The sequence below is a fragment of the Jeotgalibaca sp. A122 genome (assembly GCF_052266715.1).
GTDB lineage: Bacteria > Bacillota > Bacilli > Lactobacillales > Aerococcaceae > Jeotgalibaca.
In genome coordinates this window covers 121,274-136,360 of record NZ_JBQPRB010000001.1, presented here as the reverse complement: position 1 = coordinate 136,360, position 15,087 = coordinate 121,274, and the positions used below count along the sequence as shown (strand labels likewise).

The 15,087-nt window shown below is 41.6% G+C and carries 15 protein-coding genes, 1 pseudogene and 1 other annotated feature; of the genes and pseudogenes, 14 read left to right on the top strand and 2 right to left on the bottom strand.

Going from position 1 to position 15,087, the window contains the following annotated elements; all coding sequences use genetic code 11:
* The first annotated feature begins 5 nt into the window (after nt 1–5).
* The 12 genes and pseudogenes from uxaC to ACTU7M_RS00670 form a co-directional block, all read left to right on the top strand.
* Nucleotides 6–1,418, top strand: coding sequence for a glucuronate isomerase (uxaC, locus tag ACTU7M_RS00725; RefSeq protein WP_443472451.1), 1,413 nt, complete (start codon nt 6–8; stop codon nt 1,416–1,418).
* 28 nt (nt 1,419–1,446) lie between these two features.
* Nucleotides 1,447–2,496: a mannonate dehydratase gene (uxuA, locus tag ACTU7M_RS00720; protein ID WP_443472450.1), complete on the top strand. Its 1,050-nt coding sequence runs from the start codon at nt 1,447–1,449 to the stop codon at nt 2,494–2,496.
* 21 nt (nt 2,497–2,517) lie between these two features.
* Nucleotides 2,518–3,366 (top strand): SDR family oxidoreductase, encoded by an 849-nt coding sequence (locus tag ACTU7M_RS00715; protein WP_443472449.1) that lies wholly within the window; start codon nt 2,518–2,520, stop codon nt 3,364–3,366.
* A gap of 94 nt (nt 3,367–3,460) precedes the next feature.
* Nucleotides 3,461–4,297, top strand: coding sequence for an HAD family hydrolase (locus ACTU7M_RS00710; RefSeq protein ID WP_443472448.1), 837 nt, complete (start codon nt 3,461–3,463; stop codon nt 4,295–4,297).
* Between the two features lie 25 nt (nt 4,298–4,322).
* Nucleotides 4,323–6,044 (top strand): glycoside hydrolase family 3 protein, encoded by a 1,722-nt coding sequence (locus tag ACTU7M_RS00705; protein WP_443472447.1) that lies wholly within the window; start codon nt 4,323–4,325, stop codon nt 6,042–6,044.
* 136 nt (nt 6,045–6,180) lie between these two features.
* Nucleotides 6,181–6,873 carry an NAD(P)H-dependent oxidoreductase gene (locus ACTU7M_RS00700; protein ID WP_443472446.1) on the top strand — a complete coding sequence of 231 codons (693 nt, stop codon included), beginning with the start codon at nt 6,181–6,183 and terminating at the stop codon, nt 6,871–6,873.
* Nucleotides 6,874–6,876: 3 nt separating this feature from the next.
* Nucleotides 6,877–7,059: a hypothetical protein gene (locus ACTU7M_RS00695; protein WP_443472445.1), complete on the top strand. Its 183-nt coding sequence runs from the start codon at nt 6,877–6,879 to the stop codon at nt 7,057–7,059.
* Between the two features lie 21 nt (nt 7,060–7,080).
* Entirely contained in the window at nt 7,081–7,224 is a 144-nt protein-coding gene (locus ACTU7M_RS00690) for a hypothetical protein (RefSeq protein ID WP_443472444.1), read from the top strand.
* Nucleotides 7,217–8,056: a DsbA family oxidoreductase gene (locus ACTU7M_RS00685; RefSeq protein ID WP_443472443.1), complete on the top strand. Its 840-nt coding sequence runs from the start codon at nt 7,217–7,219 to the stop codon at nt 8,054–8,056. Before ACTU7M_RS00690 ends, ACTU7M_RS00685 begins: the two co-directional genes overlap by 8 nt.
* Nucleotides 8,053–8,433 (top strand): hypothetical protein, encoded by a 381-nt coding sequence (locus ACTU7M_RS00680; protein WP_443472442.1) that lies wholly within the window; start codon nt 8,053–8,055, stop codon nt 8,431–8,433. The genes ACTU7M_RS00685 and ACTU7M_RS00680 overlap by 4 nt, the downstream gene beginning before the upstream one ends.
* A gap of 200 nt (nt 8,434–8,633) precedes the next feature.
* A complete protein-coding gene (locus tag ACTU7M_RS00675) occupies nt 8,634–9,098 on the top strand; it encodes a transposase (RefSeq protein WP_443472441.1) in 465 nt (154 codons plus the stop codon).
* 127 nt (nt 9,099–9,225) lie between these two features.
* Nucleotides 9,226–10,191, top strand: a pseudogene (locus ACTU7M_RS00670) (IS3 family transposase); the annotation flags it as partial.
* Nucleotides 10,192–10,302: 111 nt separating this feature from the next.
* Here the strand turns inward: ACTU7M_RS00670 and ACTU7M_RS00665 are convergent.
* Both ACTU7M_RS00665 and tyrS read right to left on the bottom strand, forming a co-directional pair.
* Nucleotides 10,303–10,800 (bottom strand): GNAT family N-acetyltransferase, encoded by a 498-nt coding sequence (locus ACTU7M_RS00665; protein WP_443472440.1) that lies wholly within the window; start codon nt 10,798–10,800, stop codon nt 10,303–10,305.
* 3 nt (nt 10,801–10,803) lie between these two features.
* Complete coding sequence (gene tyrS, locus ACTU7M_RS00660) at nt 10,804–12,066, bottom strand: tyrosine--tRNA ligase (protein WP_443472439.1); 1,263 nt, start codon at nt 12,064–12,066, stop codon at nt 10,804–10,806.
* A 50-nt stretch (nt 12,067–12,116) separates the two neighbouring features.
* Nucleotides 12,117–12,320 (bottom strand) — a binding site (T-box leader).
* Between the two features lie 219 nt (nt 12,321–12,539).
* Here tyrS and ACTU7M_RS00655 point away from each other — a divergent pair.
* Together ACTU7M_RS00655 and ACTU7M_RS00650 are read left to right on the top strand one after the other, a co-directional pair.
* Entirely contained in the window at nt 12,540–13,886 is a 1,347-nt protein-coding gene (locus ACTU7M_RS00655; RefSeq protein WP_443472438.1) for a C40 family peptidase, read from the top strand.
* 350 nt (nt 13,887–14,236) lie between these two features.
* Nucleotides 14,237–14,998 (top strand): MerR family transcriptional regulator, encoded by a 762-nt coding sequence (locus ACTU7M_RS00650; protein ID WP_443472437.1) that lies wholly within the window; start codon nt 14,237–14,239, stop codon nt 14,996–14,998.
* Nucleotides 14,999–15,087 lie beyond the last annotated feature (89 nt).

The window sequence follows — 15,087 nt, the reverse complement described above, 5'->3', positions numbered from 1 at the left end:
GGCACATGTCTTTTATTCATGACGATTTTATGTTACAGAGCGAAACAGCAAAACACTTGTATCATGATTTTTCAAAAAATATGCCGATATTTGACTACCACTGTCATCTATCACCACAACAAATTGCTGAAGATCATAAATTTGCGAACGTTACAGAATTATGGTTAGGTGGCGACCACTACAAATGGCGTGGTATGCGTGCAATGGGAATCGATGAGAGATTGATTACTGGTGATGCTTCTCCAGAAGAAAAATTCCAAGCTTGGGCTGAAACAGTTCCGAATACATTGGGCAATCCATTGTTCCACTGGACAGCTTTGGAATTGAAGGCGTACTTCAATGTCGATGAGATTTTGAATGGCGACAACTGGAAAGAAATTTATGACCACTGTAACAAAGTGTTGAAAGAACAAAACTTGACTGCTCGTACTTTGATCAAAAATTCAAACGTTGAATATATCGGTACAACAGACAATCCTTATGACACTCTGGAATATCATCGTGCCATTATGGCTGATGAAACATTCGATGTGAAAGTGGCTCCTAGCTTCCGTCCAGACGAAGCATTTGCTGTAGGCGAACAAAAATTTGTTGATTTCCTACCGAAAATGGAAAAAGCTAACGGCATCGTCATCGATTCATTCGCTAAATTGGTTGAGAGTTTGGAAGATCGTATCAAATTCTTCAAGGAAACTGGTTCAAACATTTCTGACCACGGTTTGGCTAAATTGGTTTATGCCAAATCAACACCAGAAGAAATCGAAGCTATTTTCCAAAAAGCTGCTAAAGGCGAAGAAGTTTCAGCACACGAATATGCCCAATTCCAATCAGCTTTGCTGACTGAACTTGGCAAAATCTACCATGCTGAAGGTTTCGTAATGCAGTTGCACTTTGGTGCAATCCGCAACAACTCCGAACGTTTATTCAATCAATTGGGACCAGACGCTGGTTTGGACTCAATCAATGACCAAGCAAGCGTTGCTGAAGCATTAAATGCAATCTTGAATGCATTGGATAGAACAAATCAACTGCCTAAGACCATCATTTATCCATTGAATCCTGGTTACTTTGATTTGGCCGGTACAACTGCTGCCAACTTCCAAGCTAACGATGAAGGAATCAAGAGCCGTATCCAGTTGGGTTCCGGCTGGTGGTTCAATGATACGAAATACGGTATGTTGAAACAATTTATGGCATTGTCTGAAGCAGGTCTATTGATGAACTTCGTAGGTATGTTAACAGATTCCCGTAGTTTCGTTTCTTATACGCGTCATGAATACTTCCGTCGTCTCTTCTGTGACTACATTGGAGATTTGGTAGAGCGTGGCGAAATTCCTAACGATGATGCATTGTTGGAAAAATTGATTAAGAACGTTAGCTACAACAATGCAGTTGAATACTTTGGATTTAAAAAATAAAAAAATCAAAATAAGGAAGTGCTTATCTATGGAAATGTCATTTAGATGGTATGGTCATGAAGACCCAGTTACTTTGAAAAATATTCGCCAAATCCCTGGCATGAAAGGAATCGTTACTGCAGTTTACGATATTCCAGTTGGACAAGCTTGGCCATTGGAACGTATCGAAAAATTGAAAGCAGACGTTGAAGCAGAAGGTATGCATATCTCTGTTATCGAATCTGTTCCAGTTCACGAATCAATCAAATTAGGTCGTCCAGACCGTGACCAATACATCGCTGCTTACAAGGAAACTTTGCGTAACCTTGGTAAAGCTGGTATTCCAGTTGTATGTTACAACTTCATGCCTATCTTTGACTGGACGCGTTCAAACTTGGCTTATGAATTACCAGATGGTTCAAACGCTTTGATCTTCGACGAAGAAGAAGTAAACAAAATGGACCCACGTACACTTTCACTTCCAGGTTGGGACGAAAGCTACTCTTCTGAAGAAATGAATGCTTTGATGGATGAGTACAAAGAAGTTGACGAAGAAAAACTATGGGAAAACCTAGAATACTTCATCAAAGAAATCATGCCTGTTGCTGAAGAAGCTGGCGTGAAAATGGCTATTCACCCTGATGATCCGCCATACTCAATCTTCGGATTGCCTCGTATCATCACAGGCGGCGAAGCATTGAACCGTTTCATCAACTTGTATGATTCAGAATACAACGGTGTAACACTATGTGTTGGTTCTTACGCATCAGATCCTAAGAACGATGCAGTGGCTATCTTGAAAGATATGCTTGCTAAAAAACGCGTTAACTTTGTTCACGCGCGTAACGTTAAATTGGTTGGCGGACGTTCATTCGAAGAATCTGCTCACCTTTCTGAAATGGGTTCAATCGACATGTATGAAGTTGTTAAAGCATGTGTTGAAGCTGGATTCGAAGGCGCAATCCGTCCAGACCACGGCCGTATGATTTGGGGCGAAACTGGTAAACCAGGTTACGGTTTATACGACCGTGCATTGGGAGCAACTTACCTAACAGGTCTAGAAGAAGCTGTTAAGAAAAACTTGAAAGCTCAAAAATAAGAGAAGAAGAGGTAATTAAATATGTCTAATCCATTCGTACATGATTTTACAGATAAAGTAATTGCAGTTACAGGTGCTGGCGGCGTTTTATGTTCAGATTTCGCTAAAGCATTCGCAAAAGCAGGCGCAAAAGTGGCTCTTCTTGACTTAAACGAAGAAGCAGCACAAGGCTATGCAGACGAAATCGTTGCTGCTGGTGGCGTGGCTAAAGCTTACAAATGTAACGTTTTAGACAAAGAGTCAATCGAAGCTGCTAAAGCAGGTATCGACGCTGACTTAGGTACTGTTGACATTTTAGTTAACGGTGCTGGTGGAAATAACGCACGTGCTACTACAGACAATGAATTCCACGAAGCTAATATGCCTGAAGGAACTAAATCTTTCTTCGACTTAGATCAAAGCGGTGTTGAATTTGTATTTAACTTAAACTTCTTGGGAACATTGTTGCCAACACAAGTTTTTGCTAAAGACATGGTTGGCCGTGAGGGAGCAAACATCATCAACATTTCAAGTATGAATGCTTTCACACCACTAACAAAAATCCCTGCATACTCAGGTGCTAAATCTGCTATCTCTAACTTTACACAATGGTTAGCAGTTCACTTCTCTAAAGCAGGTATCCGTTGTAACGCAATCGCACCAGGTTTCTTGGTTTCAAACCAAAACCGCGACTTGTTGTTCGAATCTGACCACGAAACTTTGAAACCTCGTGGACAAAAAATCATCAACAACACACCAATGGGTCGCTTCGGTGATTCTGAAGAACTATTAGGTGGACTAATGTTCTTGGCTGACGAAAAAGCAGCTAGCTTCGTAAACGGTGTAGTATTACCGATCGACGGTGGATTCAGCGCTTACTCTGGCGTTTAATAAGATTAACTAATCAGGAGAGGGGAAAGGTAGAAAAATACTTCATTCGAAGAGGATTCTATCTACCCCTCTTTTTTTCTGGGAGGAAAAATTAATGACAACTTTTACTAAACAAAAAGATTTCTTGGTTTGTGTGGATTCTGACGGATGTGCAATGGACACGATGAACGTAAAACATGAACGTTTCTTCGGACCTATTTCCGCTGACGTTTTCGGTATCAAAGATCGTGAAACATACTTAAAAGACTGGAACCGTATCAACTTATTCTCAAGCACACGTGGCGTTAACCGTTTCAAAGCGTTGGTAATGACTTTGCAAAACGCTATCGAACGTGGTGAAGAAGTTGGCGACATCGCTAAATTGACTGACTGGGCAGAAACAGCTAGCTCTTTATCAAATGGTTCTTTGGAAGCATTGATTGCTGAAGGAACAAGCGAAGATTTAGAAAAAGCTCTTGACTGGAGTAAAAAAGTTAATCACGGTATTGAAACAGAACTTGCTGGTGACGACCGTCCATTCGATGGCGCTAAAGAAGGTTTGGAACATATCACACAATTAACAGACGTTGCAATCGTAAGTTCTGCTAACAGCGAAGCAATCGATAGCGAATGGAACCGTCATGGTTTGATGGCTTCTGTTGACGTGGTTTACGGACAAGAAAGAGGCAGCAAAGCAGAAGCAATCGCTGACTTGTTAACATACGGCTACGATAAAGAAAACATCCTAATGGTTGGAGATGCTCCTGGGGATGAAGCAGCTGCTGATAAAAACGGCGTATTCTTCTACCCAATCTTATTCGGATCAGAAAAAGCTTCTTGGGATCGTCTAGAGAACGAAGCTCTTCCTAAATTGATGAACGGCGAATTCGCTGGCGAATATCAAGAAATGCTGAAAAAAGAATTCCATGATTTACTAAGTCAATACGACTAAGAAAAGAAAAGGGAGCGATAAAATAGTGGCTAAATTAGTAGACTTAACAAAGAAGCCTTATAACTTGAATTCTGATCAAATCAAATGGGTGGAAGATACGATTGCATCCATGACTGACGAGGAAAAAATAGGGCAACTTTTTGTTAACTTGTTCTTCCCGGGGAAAGACGAGTACAGTGGTAATGCATTGACAAACGAACAAATTGTTCAGAAATATCACATTGGTGGGGCACGTTATAAAGGCCAAGATTCAGAACAAGTACAAAACTTGTTGAACGAATTGCAGTCATACAGTAAAATTCCTTTGCTTGTCGCTGCAAACTGTGACGCGGGTGGTAACGGTGCAACGAACGATGGTACTTACATCGCTTCTGGTGCACAAGCCGAAGCGGCTGGAGATACGTCTGTTGCTTACAATGCTGGATATGTTTCCGGCGTTGAAGCGACTGCATTAGGTGTTAATACGAACTTCGACCCATGTGTAGATATTTTAATGAACTGGCGCAATACCATCGTAAACACACGTGCTTACGGTACCAACGCAGACAGTGTAATCAAATATACAAATGCATACTTGGAAGGTTTAACGCAAAGTGAAATCATCCAATGTATCAAACACTGGCCAGGAGACGGTACTGAAGAACGTGACCAACATTTGGTTTTAGGTGTTAACGAATTGTCCGTTGACGAATGGGAAGATTCATTTGGCCGCGTTTATCGCAACCACATCGAAAACGGTGTTGAAATGATCATGGCAGGTCACATCGCGTTGCCTGAATACCAAAAACAATTAGATCCTTCATTGAAAGATGAAGAGATCTTGCCTGCAACATTGGCTCCTGAATTGATTAACGGTTTGTTAAAAACTAATCTAGACTTTAACGGTATGGTTATTACTGATGCTGCTCACATGTTGGGTATGACGTCAGCAATGCGCCGTGAAGACTATGTACCACAATCCATCGCAGCAGGTTGTGACATGTTCCTGTTCTTCAATGATATTGAAGAAGACTTCATGTTCATGATGAACGGCTATAAAAATGGTGTCATCACTGAAGAGCGTATGACAGATGCATTGCGTCGTATCCTCGGTTTGAAAGCTAAATTGAACCTACATGTGAAACAAGCAGAAGGTACTTTGTTGAAAGACAAATCCGAACTTGAAGTCATTGGTTCTGAAAAACATTTACAAATGCGTGCAGATGCAGCTGACAAAGGAATTACATTGGTTAAGGACACACAAAACAACTTGCCAATCAGCCCGGAAACACACCGCCGAGTGCGTTTGTATTACTTAGAAGGCGAAAAAGCGATGAACGTAGCAACAGAGGATAACGCTTTGGAGTTCTTTGTTGAGGAATTAAAGCGTCGCGGTTACGAAGTTACAGTCAACGATGGAAATACACGTGTCAAAGGTAAAACTTTGGAATACCGTGAAAATGTTGACTTAGCTTTGACTGTTTCAAATGTTGCTGGTTATGGTGCACAAAACAACTACCGTATCCAATGGAAGACAGCAATGTCCAATGAAGTTCCTTGGTATGTCTGGGAAGTTCCAACCGTATTTGTTTCATTGAACTTCACGACACACTTGCATGATGCAACAATGGTTAAGACATTCGTGAATGCTTACCACAATAACGAAGAAACAATTCGTCAAGTAATTGACAAACTGGAAGGCAAATCCGAATTTAAAGGAACGCCTAACGAGAATGTTTGGGCGAACAAATGGCAAGCTAAACTATAATGGTTGGCAAGCAAGAGAGGAGCTGGGGCTATTGTCCTGGCTTCTTTGCTTTCCTTTAAAATAAGCAGTAAAATTGCTTTTTTCGACTACCCTTGCTATGATTTTAGAAGCACTATCAGTAGAGGAAGGAGAATTCATGAAGACTTTAGTCATCGTTTCACATCCCGAATTAAGGGAGTCGCACACACAGCGGTTTTTATGGGAAAGTTTGCCAACAGAAAATATCACGTGGCATCATTTAGAAGAGAAATACCCGGATGGCATCATCGATGTGAACCAGGAACAAAACTTGTTAAAAGCACATGACCGAATCGTATTTCAATTTCCTCTTTACTGGTACAGTTCGCCACCATTATTAAAGAAATGGCAAGATTCGGTTTTAACGGAGGGCTTTGCATATGGTCGTTATGGTAGTCAGCTTGCAAGTAAAGAACTCTTGCTGGTCATTGCTACTGGGGTCCCTGAAAAAGCCTACCAACCGGGTGAATCTGAAGATTTCACCCTTCCAGAACTATTACGGCCCTTTCAAGCTATGGCAACAAAATGCGAGCTGGTATATTTGCCGGTATTTGTCATTTCACAATTTGATTACATGAGTGAAAGTGAACGCCGCAAGTTATTGATTCGTTATCGTCAAGCTTTAACAGGTCCAGCGAAAATGACGTTGGAAGAGCGGGAAATGTGGTTTGAACGGGAGCTATTGATACTTGGAAAAGAAATGTTACCAGCCGAAGACCGTACATTGGTTGATTTGTTAATTGATCAAATGCAAACCAACCGTGAATATTTGAATGACTTGAACTGGACACTTCAGGAAATGAAGGAGTAAGCGATGGAACAAAAGGAATGGATGCTTTCTCAAATTAACTATTTAAAAGAAATAAGTAAAGATTACCGCCAGATTGCCTTGTATCAGGAATTCGCCGAACTCATTCAGGAACAGTATAAACGAATTGAACAAGCTGAAGGTGAAATTGATGGGCGTTCTTGGAGTCCGAAAGAGTGGGGCAACTAGATGATGAGAGGGGAATAATGAATGACAACACCTAAATTTACTTTTATTGAACCAGAAACAAATGAAGTACCCGCAGGGATGTTCTGTGATCCTGTTACAGGATTATGTGGACCAGTGCTTGAAACAAACGACGAAGCTGAAGAAAAGAGTGAAGCTGATGAATAAAGTTGATTTGTATTACGCAACGGATCCTTTGTGTTCATTTTGTTGGGCATTTGAGCCCACGTTACGAAAATTTCGTTATCAATATGCTTCCTATTTCAATAAAGATGTAACCGTAATGGGTGGCATGATTGAGAAATGGGAAAAATTTGGGGGCGATAGTGGTAACGGTATTAACACAGCGGCTGATGTAGCGCAACACTGGCGTGAAATTGGCGATTACTCGCGCATGGTCATTGATGGCCGTATATGGTTAGATGAACCGATTGATTCATCTTTCCCGAGTTCCCAAGCGTACCAAATTGTGCGCCGTGATTTCCCGGAAAAAGCGAGTCCTTTTTTACGTAAATTACGCGAAAACGTCATGGTCTGGAACCAGGATATTTCCAAACGTGATGTTCTGGCTTCGATTCTGGATGAGATGGGTCTCGATTCAGTTAAAATTTTGGATGATGCGGATTCTTTTGAAGGACGCACACTTCTTAATAGTGATTTGGGCTTGTCACAAGCATTGACAGCCACTGGTTTCCCGACCATTGTATTGGTTAACCAAGAAAACCAAGGGGTTAAAATTGTCGGTGCTCAACCGTATGAAGCATTGGAAAACGCCTTGAAACAAGTCTTGGGCGTGGATGAATTGATTCAGACACCAGTTCCGAGCCTGGATATCGTGATGCAAACCACACCGTTCCTTTTAAATCGGGAAATTGAAGTCCTGTATAATCTGGAAGAATCAGAAGTGCCGACCTTTGTAGATATGATTATGGGGAAAGAAAATGTTCAAAAGGGCGAAGTACTGGGACAAAACTATTATAAAAGGTTGACGTCTGTATGAATTTAAAGGAAAAAGAAAATCTTTTTCAAGCTTTATTCGTCGTTTTGATAGTTATTTTGAAGCGGAATTTTGGTGAGATACTGGGTGATTATGAGAACATCATATTTGTCTTTGTTGCCGCCCTGGGGCTTTTTTCCGTCAATTGGGTATTGAAGCGCCTGGATAAAAGTGGCAGTGAAGGTGATAATTGGGAAGATAAATGGGATTTTGTAACATTTATCTTTTACGGAATCGCATTGTTGGTGCTGCACTGGTTGCATGTCACCAATATCTGGATAATGGTCATTGTGGGTGTGTTGGTTATTGGCATCAACGTTGTCATCAAATTAAAAAGAAGAGAAATCAAAAAGAACGAGAGTGGGACAAAAGGCGTTTAGCCCCGAATCACTGGAACGAATAATGCTCAGATGGTCGCAGACCATCTGAGCATTATTTCGTGAAGTGACGTCGGGGCTGCCTTTTGGAACACGTTTACGGGGCAGATGTACGTATACAGGAAAGAGGCTGGGAGTTTTGATAAGCTCCCTTCATAGTAGACACTGTAAAAAGCAAACTACTTTGAAGGGGGCTTTTTTCTATGGCTAGAAAACATACCGAGGCAGAACTGTTACATTTCATTGGTTTACACCTGAGGTGTGTTCCTTATCAAACGCTTGTCGATCAGCACCATCTAAAACTATCTGACACCACTTTTATGAATTATGTCCATCGGTACCAGGACCATGGCATGGAAGGGATCCGATACCAAAAGAATTACCACAGTTATTCGAAAGAATTCAAGCAGAAAATTGTGGCTGAATATCTACAGACGGGTTACGGCTTTTCATACTTAGCCGCTAAATATAACATTCCATCGAAAACAACGGTAAACAAATGGGTAAACCGGTATACTGAAGGAAAAGAGAATGAGACGTATTCTCCGAAATCTGAGGTGTACCACATGACGGGTGTCAAAAAATCATATGAAGAAAAATTAAAAATCGTAGAAGATTACATCGACAATCGCCTGACTTATCAGGAAGCAGCGGAGAAAACCAGGTAAGTTACAATAACATTTATTCCTGGGTGAACAAATACAAAAAGCATGGACCGAAAGGTCTGGAAGACAACCGGGGCCGCGGGAAGCCCACGGAAATTCAAACAACGGAAGAACATTTAAACGCAGAAGTAGAGACACTCAAAGCCAGAAACAAATGGCTGGAGATGGAGAACGATGCGTTAAAAAAGCGCCGAAAGATCGCTGGGAGTCTCAAATCTCAGGAGTTAGACAAGAAGTAGAATATCTGACTATTGAAGAATTAAAGCATAAATATCCCATTACCCATCTTTGCGATATACTGGGCATTGCCAGATCGAGCTATTACAAATGGTTGAAACGCGAGCCTTCAGAAGCCGAATTGAAGCGCCTGAAACTGATGCGAGCGATTAAAGGGATCCATGAGGTTTTTGGAGGGATTTACGGCTACCGGAGAATGACCATCTTTCTAAACTTCTTTAGAAGAGCAGAAGTGAATCACAAATGTATCCATCGCTTAATGAAAATCATGGGGATAGCAGCAGTCATCCGTCGCAAGAGAAAGAACTATGTGCCGCACAAGGCCTTACATGTAGCGGAGAATCTGTTAAACCGTCAGTTCCACGCAGAGCATCCCATGGAGAAGTTACTGACTGATGTCACGGAGTTTCGGTTGACCAACGGGACGAAACGTTACCTGAGCGCCATTTATGACCTTGGGTCAAAGAAAATCGTGGCTTATAAAACAAGTCACCGCAATGACAACCCGTTAGTACTGGATACACTAAAGCAGATTTTGGGTGATGTAAATCCTGAAACTACCCTGATCCATAGCGACCGCGGTTCCCAGTACACCTCCCATGCCTTTAACAAGATAATCAAAGATCACGAGATAATCCATAGTATGTCGCGCGTCTCGAAATGTATTGACAACGGCCCTATGGAAGGCTTTTGGGGTACGCTCAAGGTGGAGATGTTTAACCTGGATACGTTTGACACACCGGCGTACTTAGACCGGAAAATCAAGGCATACATCGCGTTCTTCAACAATGAACGCGTCACTTTGGATATGGGATTAGCGATTCCTACGGAAGAGAAGATTCTACAAATGATTGCATAAACGCGACAAAAAAGACCACACATTTTTACATGCATGGTCTAAAATACTTTGTTTTTTTACCTGTCTACTTGACAGGGGGCAGTTCATTTTGTCCCAGCCTCTTTCCTACGTTTAGTGGATGCTAAGGCGGTAGACGAAATCGTCCATCACGTAGCCGCCACCGATATCGGAAACGACTGCATCGATGCGTTCAAAGCCTATTTTTTCATAGAAGGCGATGGAGGCATCGTTGTATTTGTTTACAGTCAGTTCAATTGCACCGAGATGACGGTTTTTAGCCATTTCAATTAATTGTTGCAAAATCACATAGGCATTACCTTGTCCGCGTGCTTCTTTCAAAAGATAGAGCTTGCTCAGGAAAAGTGCATCTTCGTGCCATTCGATAGCGACGTAGCCACTATCGCTTACCCCAACTTCCACGATAAAATACTCGGCTTTACTGTCTGCAATATCTTGGATCATTTTGGCTTCAGATTGCAAATGGGTCAGCATATAGTTGACTTGGTCTTCGCCTAAAATGGGTGTGTAATATTCGCGCCAGATGATATCTGCCATCTGGGCAATGTCTTCGACTTGAAGCGTGTCTTTTACCGCAACGAGTTTAGTCATCCCTTACACCAGTTTCACAAGGAAGTATTTTTTCTTACCGCGACGGACGATGATGAAGCGGCCTTCAAATGAATTTTCTTTGGTAATGACGAAATCCAAATCAGTAACTTTGTCACCGTTGATGGTAATAGCGCCGTTTTGAATATCTTCACGTGATTGACGTCGGGATGGTTCGATCCCCAAGTCTACCAACCACGTTACCAATTCTTGTTCTGTCAAATCGGATTCGAAGGTAGGCATGTTTTTGAAGCCTTGTTCGATTTCATTGGCGTTGAGCTCCTTCACGTTTCCTGTGAAAAGAGCTTCGGTAATTTTCAAGGCATCCTTCAAAGCTTGTTCACCGTGGACAAATTTTGTCATTTCCGCAGCAAGTGTTTTTTGTGCCTCACGTTTATGCGGTTCTGTTTCTACTTTTTCAGCCAAGGCGTTGATTTCTTCTTGTGTCAGGAAAGTAAAGTATTTCAAGTATTTAATGACATCGCGGTCGTCCTGGTTTACCCAGAATTGGTAAAATTCGTAAGGTGTAGTCATTTCAGCATCCAGCCAAACTGCGCCTCCTGCTGTTTTACCGAATTTTGTTCCATCAGCTTTTAACATCAAAGGAATGGTTAAGCCAAATGCTTCTGCTTCCGTGCCTTCTTTTTTACGGATTAATTCCAAACCGGCTGTGATATTTCCCCATTGATCGGCACCACCGACTTGCAATTGTACATCCAGGTTACGGTATAAGTGAAGGAAGTCCATGGACTGCAGAATTTGGTAAGAGAATTCAGTAAAGGAAATTCCCGTTTCCAACCGGCTGGCCACGATATCTTTTGCCAGCATGGTATTTAAGTTGAAGTTTTTACCGAAGTCACGCAAAAAGTCCAAAAGTGTAAGGTTTTTCGTCCAATCAAGGTTGTTTACCAAACGTATTTGGGAATCTGCTTCCCCAGCCTTGAATAGTTTTTGCATTTGCTCGGTAATTTTTTGAGCGTTGTAAGCAACCGTTTCTTCAGATTGCAACACACGTTCTTCCGATTTTCCACTTGGATCCCCGATTGAACCTGTAGCTGCCCCAATCAGGATAACCGGTTTGTGACCAGCGAGCTGGAATCTTTTCAGGATCATAAAAGGAATCAAATGGCCGATGTGCATACTTGCGCCTGTAGCATCAATACCGCAGTATAGACCAATGCTTTTCTTTTCAATTAATTTTACTAATCCTTCAGCGTCTGTTTGTTGATTGATGGCGCCGCGCCATTCTAAATCTTCAATAATATTCATATCACTATCTCCTCCGTTTTATAAGAATAAAAAAAGCCCCTGACATTGCTGTCAGGGACGATAATTTACCGTGGTACCACCCAGATTGCTTCTCCGCAAGGAAGAAACCTCTTGTGCATGTAACGTATGCTCAACGCTTGTTTAAGAAAGTTCGGGAGTGTAATTCAGTTTAAGGTTGTACCGGTTCCCACCTGCCACCGGCTCTCTAAGTATCGCAAAACCTTATCCCTACTGGATTCCGTCATAACTTTTTATATTCTTTTGATTGCAATAATTATAACGGTCGGAAATAGTTCCGTCAACTAATTAAAGCGTTTTCAAACAAAAGTCGCTGATTGTTACAGGACTATTACAAAAAAAATACAAGTTGTCGAAAAACGATTTTTTACTACTTAACTGTGCTATGATTTCATCACTGACAAAAATAATTAATTTTATATAAATTATAGATGATAAAAACCGGGGGTACTAACTTGAAGAAGAAACTTGCCACATTACTATTAACAAGTTCCATGCTTGCATCAACGATGCTAGCACCTATCACAGCTTCCGCAGATGAATTAGTAGATAAAATTGAAGAACAAGAATCAAAACTAGAAGAAATCAAGGTTGAGGTTTCCTCAGCTCAAGAAGCTTTGTCCGCAGTTCAAGCAGAAATTGCTTCTGCAGAAACGCGTTCAAATGAGTTGCTTGATCAACGTGTAACGGCACAAGATGAAGTAAATACATTAGCTGAAGAAATTGCGAAATTACAAACAATCATTGAACAACGTGAAGGTCAATTAAAAGAACAAGCTCGTTCTGTACAAGTGAACGGCTCTAATACAAACTACATGAACTTCATTTTTGCATCAGAATCTTTAACAGATTTATTTGCACGTGTTGATGTTGTAACAACAATGGTTTCTGCTAATAAAGAAATGGTTGAACAACAAGTAGCCGACCAAGAAGCTGTTGAAGCAAAAAAACAAACTTCTGAAGAAAAACTTCAAGAAATTATCAGTATGTCTACTGAGTTGGAACAACTAAAAGCGGACTTACATATTAAAAAGATTGAAGAAGAAAGCGCGATTGCTGGCTTGAATGCTGAAAAAGCAACGGTTCAAGCAGACCGTGATAAATTCATGGCTCAAAAAGAAGAAGCAGACCGTCGTGCAGCTGAAGAAGCCGCAGCTATTGCCGCAGCAGAAGCTGCAGCTGTCGCAGCCGCTGAAGAAGCAGCGCGCGTTGCTGAAGCCGCAGCAGAAGAAGTAGTGGAAGTTGCATCTGTTGCAACGACTGCCCCTACAGCAGCAAACAACGCACCTGTTGCTCAAACTGTTGTTAACGCGCCACAACCAACACCAGCACCAGTAGTTCAAGAAGAAGTGGAAGAAGTTGTAGAAGTTGTAGAAGTGGCAGAAACACCAGTTTCTACACCAGCTCCTACTCCGGCTCCTACACCAGCACCAGCTCCAGCGCCATCTTACACAGGTGATGCAGTCAGCGAAGCTTACAAATATCTGGGAGTTCCTTATGTTTGGGGTGGTAAGTCACCATCAGGATTTGACTGTTCAGGACTTACTTACTATGTATTCCAACAAGTTTATGGAATGAACATTGGCTACAACACAGTTGCTCAAGAAAGTGCTGGAACAAAAATCAGCGTTTCTGAAGCACAAGCAGGCGACTTATTATTCTGGGGTAGTCCAGGAAGTACTTATCACGTAGCGATTTCTTTAGGTGGTGGCGCATATATCCATGCTCCATACGAAGGCCGTACAGTTGAAGTTAACTATACACAATACTTCACACCACAATTTGCAGTACGTGTAAACTAATACTGAATATGACAAGACAGTCCGAGAGGGCTGTCTTTTTTTGGTCGTTGGATGCGGCGTTAAAAAAATATATAGGTTGGGAACGCCGCACTTTCTTCATAAATGCGGCGTTCAGTGAAAATGCTGGACCTTAACGCCGCATTTTTGGTTAAAAAGCGGCGTTCCGCACTCGCAAGAAATTTAATCGCCGCACTTACGAGTTAAAAAGCGGCGATTAAAAATTATGGGAAACACGAACGCCGCACCTGACCAACAATACGGTTCGAAAGATATTTTTTGACTTTTGGTATTTCCCGCTTGACCTTGACGCAACGTAAAGGTTTAGTATAGAGATACGAGGAGGGACGCAGATGGAATACAGCATCAAAAAATTAGGGGAACTCGCAGGAGTCAGTAGCCGCACACTGCGTTATTACGACACAATTGGCTTACTGAAGCCGAAGCGAATTAATTCCTCAGGATACAGAATTTATGGACAAGCCGAAGTTGATCGGCTCCAACAAATCTTATTTTTCCGGGAATTTGAAATCCCGCTTGAAGAAATAAAAAGTTACCTGGATGATCCGGAATTTAAAAACAGTGAAGCCCTGACTCATCATCGCCAGCAACTCCTGGCCAAAAGGGAGCGTCTGGACCATCTGTTAAAAACCATCGACAAGACGATACAACATATAAAAGGAGAGAGTGGCATGACTGATAAAGAAAAATTCGAAGGCTTCAAACAAAAACAATTAGATGAAAACGAACAAAAATACGGGAACGAAATCCGTGAGAAATATGGGAAAGACACCATCGAGAAAGCCAATAAGAAATTTGGAAACCTTAGTGAAGACCAATATAATCAACTCCAAGAAATGGCTAGCCAAATCCTGAACGATTTACAAGCAGCCATGAAAACGAATGACCCTAGTGGAGAAGAAGCACAAGCAGTGGCCGCTCTGCATAAAGAATGGTTGGCATTCACATGGCCAAGCTACTCCAAAGAAGCACATCGTGGTTTGGCAGATATGTACGTCGTGGATGAACGCTTTAAGAACTATTATGATGGGCCAGCCGGTGAAGGCGCAGCACAGTTTTTACGGGATGCGATTCGTATATTTGCGGCGGAATAGATTTTGTAAATAAACACGCATGAATGTCAATTCTGTGGTAGAATGGATTCTGCATATATAGAACTAGAATTTCTAAGGAGGCACTCATT